11 protein-coding genes, 1 other RNA gene and 1 other annotated feature are annotated in these 9296 nt (G+C 34.1%); of the genes, 1 reads left to right on the forward strand and 11 read right to left on the reverse strand.

Features of this window, described 5'->3' with window-relative positions; translation table 11 throughout:
• Positions 1 to 56: 56 nt before the first annotated feature.
• The 5 genes from ACT8VG_RS04035 to ACT8VG_RS04055 all read right to left on the reverse strand — a co-directional run bounded on the left by ACT8VG_RS04035 (position 57) and on the right by ACT8VG_RS04055 (position 2722).
• Positions 57 to 881 carry a helix-turn-helix domain-containing protein gene (locus ACT8VG_RS04035; protein WP_444195253.1) on the reverse strand — a complete coding sequence of 275 codons (825 nt, stop codon included), beginning with the start codon at positions 879 to 881 and terminating at the stop codon, positions 57 to 59.
• A gap of 120 nt (positions 882 to 1001) precedes the next feature.
• Positions 1002 to 1306, reverse strand: an RNA gene (gene rnpB / locus ACT8VG_RS04040) — RNase P RNA component class B.
• A gap of 12 nt (positions 1307 to 1318) precedes the next feature.
• Positions 1319 to 1657 carry a DivIVA domain-containing protein gene (locus ACT8VG_RS04045; RefSeq protein WP_288209033.1) on the reverse strand — a complete coding sequence of 113 codons (339 nt, stop codon included), beginning with the start codon at positions 1655 to 1657 and terminating at the stop codon, positions 1319 to 1321.
• A gap of 59 nt (positions 1658 to 1716) precedes the next feature.
• Positions 1717 to 2439 (reverse strand): DUF554 domain-containing protein, encoded by a 723-nt coding sequence (locus tag ACT8VG_RS04050; RefSeq protein WP_444195254.1) that lies wholly within the window; start codon positions 2437 to 2439, stop codon positions 1717 to 1719.
• A gap of 28 nt (positions 2440 to 2467) precedes the next feature.
• Positions 2468 to 2722, reverse strand: a complete 255-nt coding sequence (locus ACT8VG_RS04055; protein WP_006505469.1) for a hypothetical protein — start codon at positions 2720 to 2722, stop codon at positions 2468 to 2470.
• Between the two features lie 83 nt (positions 2723 to 2805).
• Between ACT8VG_RS04055 and ACT8VG_RS04060 the strand changes: the two genes are divergently transcribed.
• The gene (locus tag ACT8VG_RS04060) at positions 2806 to 3948 is read left to right on the forward strand and encodes a nucleotidyltransferase (protein WP_217747181.1); all 1143 of its coding nucleotides are present in this window, start codon (positions 2806 to 2808) and stop codon (positions 3946 to 3948) included.
• Here the strand turns inward: ACT8VG_RS04060 and ACT8VG_RS04065 are convergent.
• The 6 genes from ACT8VG_RS04065 to ACT8VG_RS04090 form a co-directional block, all read right to left on the reverse strand.
• Positions 3911 to 4678, reverse strand: coding sequence for a Cof-type HAD-IIB family hydrolase (locus ACT8VG_RS04065; protein ID WP_331873422.1), 768 nt, complete (start codon positions 4676 to 4678; stop codon positions 3911 to 3913). The genes ACT8VG_RS04060 and ACT8VG_RS04065 overlap by 38 nt on opposite strands.
• A 31-nt stretch (positions 4679 to 4709) precedes the next feature.
• The gene (locus ACT8VG_RS04070; protein WP_444195255.1) at positions 4710 to 5141 is read right to left on the reverse strand and encodes a phenylalanine--tRNA ligase subunit beta-related protein; all 432 of its coding nucleotides are present in this window, start codon (positions 5139 to 5141) and stop codon (positions 4710 to 4712) included.
• 47 nt (positions 5142 to 5188) lie between these two features.
• A complete protein-coding gene (gene pheT, locus ACT8VG_RS04075; RefSeq protein WP_444195256.1) occupies positions 5189 to 7096 on the reverse strand; it encodes a phenylalanine--tRNA ligase subunit beta in 1908 nt (635 codons plus the stop codon).
• 3 nt (positions 7097 to 7099) lie between these two features.
• Positions 7100 to 8134 carry a phenylalanine--tRNA ligase subunit alpha gene (gene pheS, locus ACT8VG_RS04080; protein ID WP_217747184.1) on the reverse strand — a complete coding sequence of 345 codons (1035 nt, stop codon included), beginning with the start codon at positions 8132 to 8134 and terminating at the stop codon, positions 7100 to 7102.
• Positions 8135 to 8168: 34 nt separating this feature from the next.
• Positions 8169 to 8372: a binding site (T-box leader), on the reverse strand.
• 95 nt (positions 8373 to 8467) lie between these two features.
• Positions 8468 to 8788, reverse strand: a complete 321-nt coding sequence (locus ACT8VG_RS04085) for a hypothetical protein (RefSeq protein ID WP_022424170.1) — start codon at positions 8786 to 8788, stop codon at positions 8468 to 8470.
• A gap of 1 nt (position 8789) precedes the next feature.
• The gene (locus ACT8VG_RS04090; RefSeq protein ID WP_217747185.1) at positions 8790 to 9254 is read right to left on the reverse strand and encodes a hypothetical protein; all 465 of its coding nucleotides are present in this window, start codon (positions 9252 to 9254) and stop codon (positions 8790 to 8792) included.
• Positions 9255 to 9296 lie beyond the last annotated feature (42 nt).

A 9296-nucleotide genomic window follows, 5' to 3' on the forward strand; every position in this document is an offset into this window, starting at 1 on the left:
CCTGTTTGTGCCTTTTCTTCATCAGAAAATGGAACATCTACATCATCCACTTATACCTAAACACCAGACTGTTCACCACTTTCAAGTCTTAATGCACTAAAGTCTGCTGTATTGAGTGTTACTTCAACACTGTCGCCTTCATTATAAACCTTACCTTCAAACTGAGTGTATTTAGTGCGGTTTACATAAAGACTACCCCAGCACTTCTTAGAATATTCAACCTTTAATTTAAAAGTCTGTGCATTTGGATCCTTTAATTTAAAATTATAATTTAAATCACTATTTCTTGTATAAGTCACTGCAGGTACAGTTTCTTCTTCTTTCTTCTTTTCAGTTTTCTTTTTAGAAGGCTTCTTAGTCACTTCACCTGTTGCTGTCTGCTGATCACTTGTAAATGATGGCACATTTGCCTTAGACTTTGTTTTACTAATCGCAAAGAAACCTATACAGAAAATCATCGCAACAAGTAATACAATAATAATCACTCTAATCACATTCAAATGACTCTTATCACCTACGACACCTTTATTATTTGTAAATGAAGGCTTTTCAAAACGGAAAGCTTTTGCTTTTTCCTCATCTGCAGATAACTTTTTCTTTGCATGCTCATTCTGTGCTTCTGCTTCCTGTAATTCTTCTAACTCAATTTTCTGAGTTAAATTTAAATATTCATTCTGTACTTCTTTTTCATTTATATCAAGAGCACGGCAGATTTTTCTTAAATACATCTTCATATAGGCTTCTTCACCCTGATAATGGTCAAAGTTGCCATTTTCTAAATCTTTAATTATTGCGATTGAAAGCATTGTCTGTGAAGATAATTCTTCCACAGATAATCCTTTTTCCTCTCTTTTCTGTTTAATTATTTCACTAATATTCATCTCTAAGCCTCCTTGCATTCATATCAAGTCTATTTAACCACAAATAGTGTCATTTTACAACTATTATAGATACACAAAAAAAGACGGTTCCCAATGGAAACCATCTATGAGTCTGCTCTTATAAGCCGTGTTCTGTTTTTCAACTCATCATTTATCTTAGATTTCTCTACCTAGCATCCGTTCAATTCCTTTTGCTAGACTCCCCTACCAAAATTTGGGTTTCTGCCTCGCGAAGTTTACCCCTTTTCACCCTGTCATTTCTAACAGTATTCGTCTCTGTGGCACTTTATGGCTAGTTCCATATCTTACGACTTAGGCGTTCACCGTTGTCATTTCTGCCTGAGGTTATTGGCCTCAGCACGATCACTACTATCATCTCAGATAGTGGCAGCACGGACTTTCCTCTGTTTCCAGCGATCAGTTCTCGCAGACTTATATTAATCTTTATTTTTATGATAGACTTCTCTTTCTAATTGAGAAATACGTCTGAGGACATCGACATTGTTATTCAAACTCTCTTCCATGACGTGTGCATTATCTTTTTGATCCTGTCTTTCTCTTAATAATTCATTGAGTTTTCTTCTTAAAGCAGCATTCTCTTTTTGAAGACTTTCAATTTCATCATAAGATTCATTCAACATAGATTGAAAATTTAGATAATCTTCTTTCACAATATCAAGATAACTGTCTACTTCATTTGCGCTATAGCCTTTTGTCTCAATAGAAAATTCTTTATTAAGAATTCTTTTAGGACTTAATCGAATCTTGTTTTCCATCGCCGTCACTCCTCATAAATATTCTACAAAAAACAAAAAGAAATGCAAGTAAAAGTTTCTTACAACGGAAAAACAGTGCATATGCATGCAACAATTAAAGCTGGTAAAAGGTTAGCGACACGAATTTTTGTATCAAATACCAGATTAACACCTACACAAAATATAAGTATTGAACCAATAAAAGAAAGTGCACTCATGGCAGAAGCAGTAATATAGGGACTAATCATACTTGATAAAAGAGTGATTGTTCCCTGAAATAATCCAACAGGTACAAAAGCAAATAAGCATCCCTTACCAAGGGTAGCACTCATCACAAGAATAATCACAAAATCAAGTATTGCTTTTGCGAAAAGAATAGAATGATTTCCATGAACCCCATCTTCAATAGCCCCAACAACAGCCATAGCACCCATACAGACTGTTAATGAAGCTGTCACAAAACCATCTACAAACTTATGATCCTTTGCATTACCTGTTTTTATCTTCAGCCATTCACCAAAATGCGTCATCTTACCATCTAAATCCAACAATTCTCCTATTACAGCACCAAATGACAATGAAATAATCATCACCATAGTACCTGTTGTATCGATAGTGCCACCCTTTATTACAAGCATTTTACTTAATGCTCCTGCAATACCTATGAAAATAACAGCGACTCCATCTGCTTTCATCAATGTATTCTGCATTGATTCTTTAAGATGATTTCCAAAAACCATCCCTGCAATACCAGCTATAATAATAGCACTGCAATTAATGATTGTACCTAGTCCAAACATCATAAACAAAAACTTTCATCAAAGATGAAAGTTATCCCTTCAGACCTCTAGATTGACGATCCATATCTTCTACTACGATGTCATAGATTTCACCTAAAGTAGAGCAATATTCTAATAACTGCCATGGTTCATTTGTATGGAAATGAATTTTAATTAAGTCTTCATCACCTACTGCAAGAAGGCAGTCTCCTTTAAAATGTTCAGTGATGTAATCATTGATTTCATCTTCATCTAAATCATGACCATCAATTAATAACTGTGTATCATATCTAAATTCTAAAGCCATATTAATAATCCTCCTAATACAAAAAGTATATCATTATTTGTATTATCAGTCCATTATGATAAAATACTTTTTGAGGTGATTCCATGAAAATTCTTGGCATTATTACAGAATATAACCCCTATCATCTAGGACATCGCTTACATCTTCAGGAAGCTAAAAAACTAATTAAGCCTGATTTAACTATATGTGTCATGAGCAGTTCTTTTGTACAAAGAGGAGAACCGGCAATGATCAGTTATCAAAAAAGAGCCGCAATTGCAATAGAAGAAGGCATAGATATCGTTATAGAACTTCCTCTTGTTTATGCCTGTCAGAGTGCAGATTATTTTGCGAAAGGTGCAGTAACATTACTTCATGAAATGGGCGTGACTGATCTTGTATTTGGCAGTGAGGATGGCAATATAGAGACATTCATAGAAATAGCTGAAGGTATTGAACAAGACCCTGATACTTACAATATGAAAGTTAAAGAAGGTATGAAGGATGGATTACGTTATCCTGATGCTTGTAATCAAGCATTACAGTTTATTTTAAATAAGGAAGTGAGAACACCTAATGACTTATTAGGATTAAGTTATGTCAAAGAGGTGGTTCATCATCATTATCCTATTTCTATGCATTGTATTAAGCGTACTAATGATTATCATGCAAAAGATATTGAACAAATTTCAAGCGCAACTTCTTTACGTATTGCGTTGAAGCAAGGAAAAGATGTAGCCCATCAATTACCTGGATATGAAACTTATAAAGACTCTCATTTCTTTACTCTAGAAGAGTTCTATCCCTATTTAAAGTATTTAATTACCTTTACTCCTCTTGAAGGGCTTCATATGATTGAAGAAGGACTTGATGACCGTTTATATAAAGTGAATCAAGAAACTTATAGTCTAGAAGAGTTAATTAACAGTTTAACGAGTAAACGTTATACAAGAAGCAGAATACAAAGAATGCTAGTCCATATTCTTCTTCATAATACAAAAGAGGAAATGAAAAAAGCCATGGATATTGATTATATTCATATCCTAGGCTTATCTACTAAAGGACAGCGTTATATTAAAACAGCTAAAAAGAATACAGAATATAAGATCATCACTAACATCACAAAGCATAAGCATCCTGCTTTAGATATTGAAAAAAGAGGGGCTCAGCTTCTTAATTTAGTAGATCCTGGTTTCTTTAAAGAAACCATTAAAGCGATTCCTTATCGTAAAATTGATTTAAAATAAAGGCAACACCATCATCATTATTACTTAAAGTAACATGATCTGCTTTTTCTTTTAAGTCATCAGGGGCATTGTCTACGACATAACTTACCCCTGCAATATCTAACATATCTTCATCATTATAATAATCTCCAAAAGCGACGGTATTCTCTAATGGTATTTGATAATGATGGGCCACCGTTTGTATCGCATTGGCTTTAGTGGCTTCTTTATGTGTAATTTCTAGATAATAAGAAGCACTACGTGTTATATGTAAAGAAGGATATGTTTCCTTTAAATAAGAAGTGACATGATCAATAGATCCAATACAGACTATTTTATGAATGGTCTGTATTTTTTTAATGTCTTCCAATCCAATCTTAATCGATATTTTACCAATATAAGACTCTTCTATCGCATGATCTTTAGAATATTGATTTGTAGAATACCAGTTATTACCATCATAAATATTCCAATCTAAATCATCACAATAAGAACATATATCATAGACAATATCCGTTGGTATTGTATAAGAGATGATTTCATCCCCTAAAATAATCAGTGCGCCATTATGAGCGACCAGAGGTGCTTTATAAGGGACAAATGATTGAATACTTTCAGGAAGTCTTGAAGAGATAGGAATAAACAAATCATCATGTTCATACACCTTCTTTATAGCCTGTAATGTCATATCAGAAAGCGTATTATCACTATGAAGGAGTGTCCCATCTAAATCCGAAAAAATTAGTTTCATAAGTAAAAAAAGATCAGTGCAAGCACTGATCTTAACCTCTTAACACGGCGTTATGGTCCTTCTTGCAGGCTTCAAGAATTTTTTCCATAGCTGAGTTGATTGTTGCGTCATCCAATGTACGAGATGGATCCTGGAATAATAGTGAGATAGCCAATGACTTCTTACCTTCTTCCATATGTTCACCTTCATAAACATCGAATACTTCTGCACTCTTTACAAGCTGTTTGCTTGCACGTTTGATTGTCTTAACTACATCTGCAGCAGGTACTTTTGAATCAACAACTAAAGCGATATCACGAGATACTGCAGGATATAGAGGAATAGCTTTGAATTTTAAGGCACGAGTACGTAATGCAAGAATAGCTGTTAAGTTCAATTCTGCCACATATGTATCGTTGACTTCATAAGCCTTTGCCTTGGCAGGATGTACCTGTCCGATAACACCTACAATTTCCTTACCCATCTTGATATAACCACTTCTACCTGGGTGGAAGTCCTTGTTGTCTGCTTCTACCTTTTCAAAATATAACGTGATTCTTCAATACATAACTTCTTGAATAATGTTTCTACAAAGCCTTTCACAAGATAGAAATCAACAGCTTCCTTCTTGCCCATCCAAGGTACATTGACATAATCCCCACTTACTGCAATTGCTAAGTTAGATACTTCCTTGTCAGAATATGTATTCGCAATTTCAAAGATGTTTACATCTTTGTTTGAATGTGCATTGTTGTAATGAATTGTCTGTAAAAGAGAACCAATAAGTGATTTTCTTGCAGCACTTCTTTCTTCACCTAAAGGACTCATTAACTTAACTGTATTGTCTAAAGAATGGAATAAGTTGAATTCATTGACAGCTGCTTCACTTGTTAATGTATAAGTCAATGTTTCATGTAAACCAAGGTCTACAAGTGTATGTCTAATTAACTGTTCTTTAGACTGTTTTGGTGTTAAGACACCATCTGTCATATTCATAACTGGTAAAGTAGTTGGAAGGTTATCATAACCATAGATACGTGCAACTTCTTCCACTAAATCTGCATCCATAGTAATATCATTACGATATGTAGGAACAGTTACAGTAAATAATTCATCTTCTAATGTATATTCAAAACATAAGCTATCAAAGATATCAGATACTTCTTTAACTGTTAATGAAGTACCAAGTAAGCCATTAACTCTTGATAATTCGATAGTGACAGTTTTTCTTGTTTCATCAAGAGGTGTATGTACTGTTTCATAAATAGTTTCAGCATCCGCAAACTGTACTAATAAATCAGCACAGCGATCTAATACCTTTAATGAACTCATTGTATCAATAGCACCCTTGATATAATGCTGTGATGCATCTGTTAATAAGTTCATACGTCTTGCTGTATTTCTTAATGCAGCACCATCAAAAGTAGCTGCTTCAATAACGATATTCTTTGTATTCTCATCAATCTTAGTGTCATTACCACCCATAACACCAGCAACACAGCCAATGCCATCATCAGTTGATACAATAACATCTTCAGGTAAGATATCATATTCATTTTCATCAAGAAGAACAGCCTTCTGATTGAATCCAGTCTTGATGACGAAAGCCTTCTTTGCAAGCTTATCATAGTCATACATATGAATAGGCTGACCTGTTTCAACCATGACGAAGTTTGAAATATCCACAATATTATTAATAGGCTTAATACCTGATGCAAGAAGTGCATTTTGCATCCATTTAGGTGATTCTTTAGTTGTTACACCCTTCACTAATTTAGCACCAAAGAATGAGCACAAAGGAGTTTCTACATGAACTTCAATTTCACTCTTTTCTTCAGGATATTTCTTGATTTCTGGTAAAGTAACCTTTCTACCTAATACAGCAGCTGCTTCATAAGCTAGAGACTGCATAGCCATACAATCAGCTCTATTTGGTGTCAAACCAATATCAAGAATATAATCATCTAAACCAAGATAAGTTAGTGCTTCTGTACCTACTGGTGCTTCTTCTGGTAATACATGAATACCAGCTTTATCTTCTTCTTTTAATAAACGGTTATCTAATCCTAGTTCAGCAATAGAACAGATCATACCATCAGACTTTTCGCCTCTGATAGCACCTGAAGAAATCTTACCACCTTCAAGTTCACATCCTGGTAATGCCACAATAACCTTTTCACCAGCAGCCACATTAGGTGCACCACAGACAATCTGTCTTACTTCACCAGGGGCAGTTTCTACCTGACAGATATGAAGATGGTCAGAATTAGGATGTTCAATACATTCCTTTACATAACCAACAACAAGCTTAGTCCCTTTCGCAAGAGGTCCCTGTCCTTCTACTTCTAATCCAATACGAGTGATCTTTTCTGCAAGTTCTGCAGGATCTTGATCATCTACTTTCACATATTTATTTAATAAATGTAAACTAGCTAACATATACTACTCCTTTCTTTCGAACTGTTCTAAGAATCTTAAGTCGTTATTGTAGAAATCACGAATATTATCAATATCATATTTCAACATAGCAACTCTTTCTAGTCCGATACCAAATGCAAATCCCTGGTATTCCTTAGGATCAAATCCACACATTTCTAATACATGAGGGTTAACCATACCAGCACCTAATACTTCAATCCATCCAGTACCTTTACACATAGCACAGCCCTTACCACCACAGTTGGCACAAGAGATATCTACTTCTACACTTGGTTCTGTGAATGGGAAATAAGAAGGTCTTAAACGAATTTCACGCTTTTCACCAAACATCTTCTTAGCAAAAACATCTAATGTACCCTTTAAATCACCCATAGTGATATTCTTATCGATGACAAGTCCTTCACACTGCATGAACTGATGTGAATGAGTGGCATCATCATCGTCACGACGGTATGTCTTACCAGGGCAGATAACTTTGATAGGTCCTTTACCCTTCGCTTCTAACATAACATGTGCCTGTACAGGAGAAGTATGTGTTCTCATTAATGTATTTTCATCAATATAGAATGTATCCTGCATATCTCTTGCAGGGTGTCCTTTAGGTAAGTTCATTAATTCGAAGTTGAAATGATCTGATTCTACTTCAGGTCCTTCAGCTACCTTATATCCCATACCTAGGAATAATTCTTCTAAGTCTTCCTTAACACGTGTTAAAGGATGTACAGATCCTACTGGTAAACGATTACCTGGTAAAGAGATATCAATATCTTCTGCAAGTAAACGTTCATTTAAAGCTTTTTCTTCTAAATAAGCTTTCTTTTCTTCAATAGCCTGTCCAATTTCCTGTTTAGTCTTATTTGAAACCTGTCCAAATGTTTTTCTTTCTTCAGGAGCCATAGTCTTCATTGATTTCATAGCAGCCTGAATAGGTCCTTTTTTACCAAGATAGAATACACGTAAGTCATTTAATTCTTTCGCATCAGCGCAAGCTGCAATTTTCGCAAGTGCTTCTTCCTGGATTTTTAATAATTCATCCATAACTTTCCTCCTTAAAAAAATAAAAAGTCGTTCCAATAGGAACGACTTAAATCGCGGTACCATCCTAAATTCATATAGTATACACTATATGCACTTTATCACTTATAACGTCAGTGTTACGGCGGGGATTAGCCGCACTCCAAGGTGAATTCAATAATATCTTATAAGAAGATTTCCACCAGCCTCTTCCTCTCTCAATATAAGTATATTACATACTAGTCCTTTTCTTCGTGTTCTCATGTATTATACCTAATTATTCGGAAAAAGACAAGACGAAATCTAATCTATCGAACAATCCGTCCTTCTTTTGCATTTTATATGCATCTCTAATAGTTATTCATCTGTAATTACATAATCTTTCCAAAACAACAAAAGCATTTTTTTAAATTCACAATTATCCAAATTTGGAAAATCTTTTACTTCTGAATATATCTTTTCTTTCCAAAATAAATATTCAGACATTGTATGCTGCATTGAATACTTATTTAAAACCATCATAATTTTGTTCCTTGTCAGAAAAGAAATATCATGTTCTAAACAAAATAAACTTGTTGACTGAATTTCTTCTCCATATATTTCATATAAAGCCGAAATCAACAATTTATTTTGTTGATATAATTTTTCCATTGATAATTTATAATCGTCTTCTCTCATATTAAAATAATGTCCATCCTAATACTTCTCTAACAGCATTTGCCACATTAGCCGCAACAGACCTACTACCACCTGCATTAATAATTGCTCTAAAAATAGCATCGTAAACAGCTTGCCCTGGTATTTCCGACCATTTTAATAACGGTTTTAATGCTCTTGTTATAGGTGTAAAAAATTTATTTACATTTTTTGCTACAGTTTTACCAGCCACCTTTTCAGCAAAATTAACTAATCTTGCCTTATTATTTATAGCTTTTTTTACTGCTTTTTTTGCAATTTTTGTAAAAATATTACGTGAATTTTGATTTACAAGATAATCACTTTCTTCTATCGGTTCCATATATTCAGTTTCATATTCTATTGTATTTATAGCATATACTGTCATTGGAGACAATGTAAAAACAGCGCTGCAAGCAATCGATAAACACAAACCACCTACAACAATCATATTTTTTATATTCTTCATAAAATTTTCCTTTCTTTTGTTTCAACATTTTGACCATTATAT

This window comes from Catenibacterium sp. (assembly GCF_052354645.1).
GTDB lineage: Bacteria > Bacillota_I > Bacilli_A > Erysipelotrichales > Coprobacillaceae > Catenibacterium > Catenibacterium mitsuoka_A.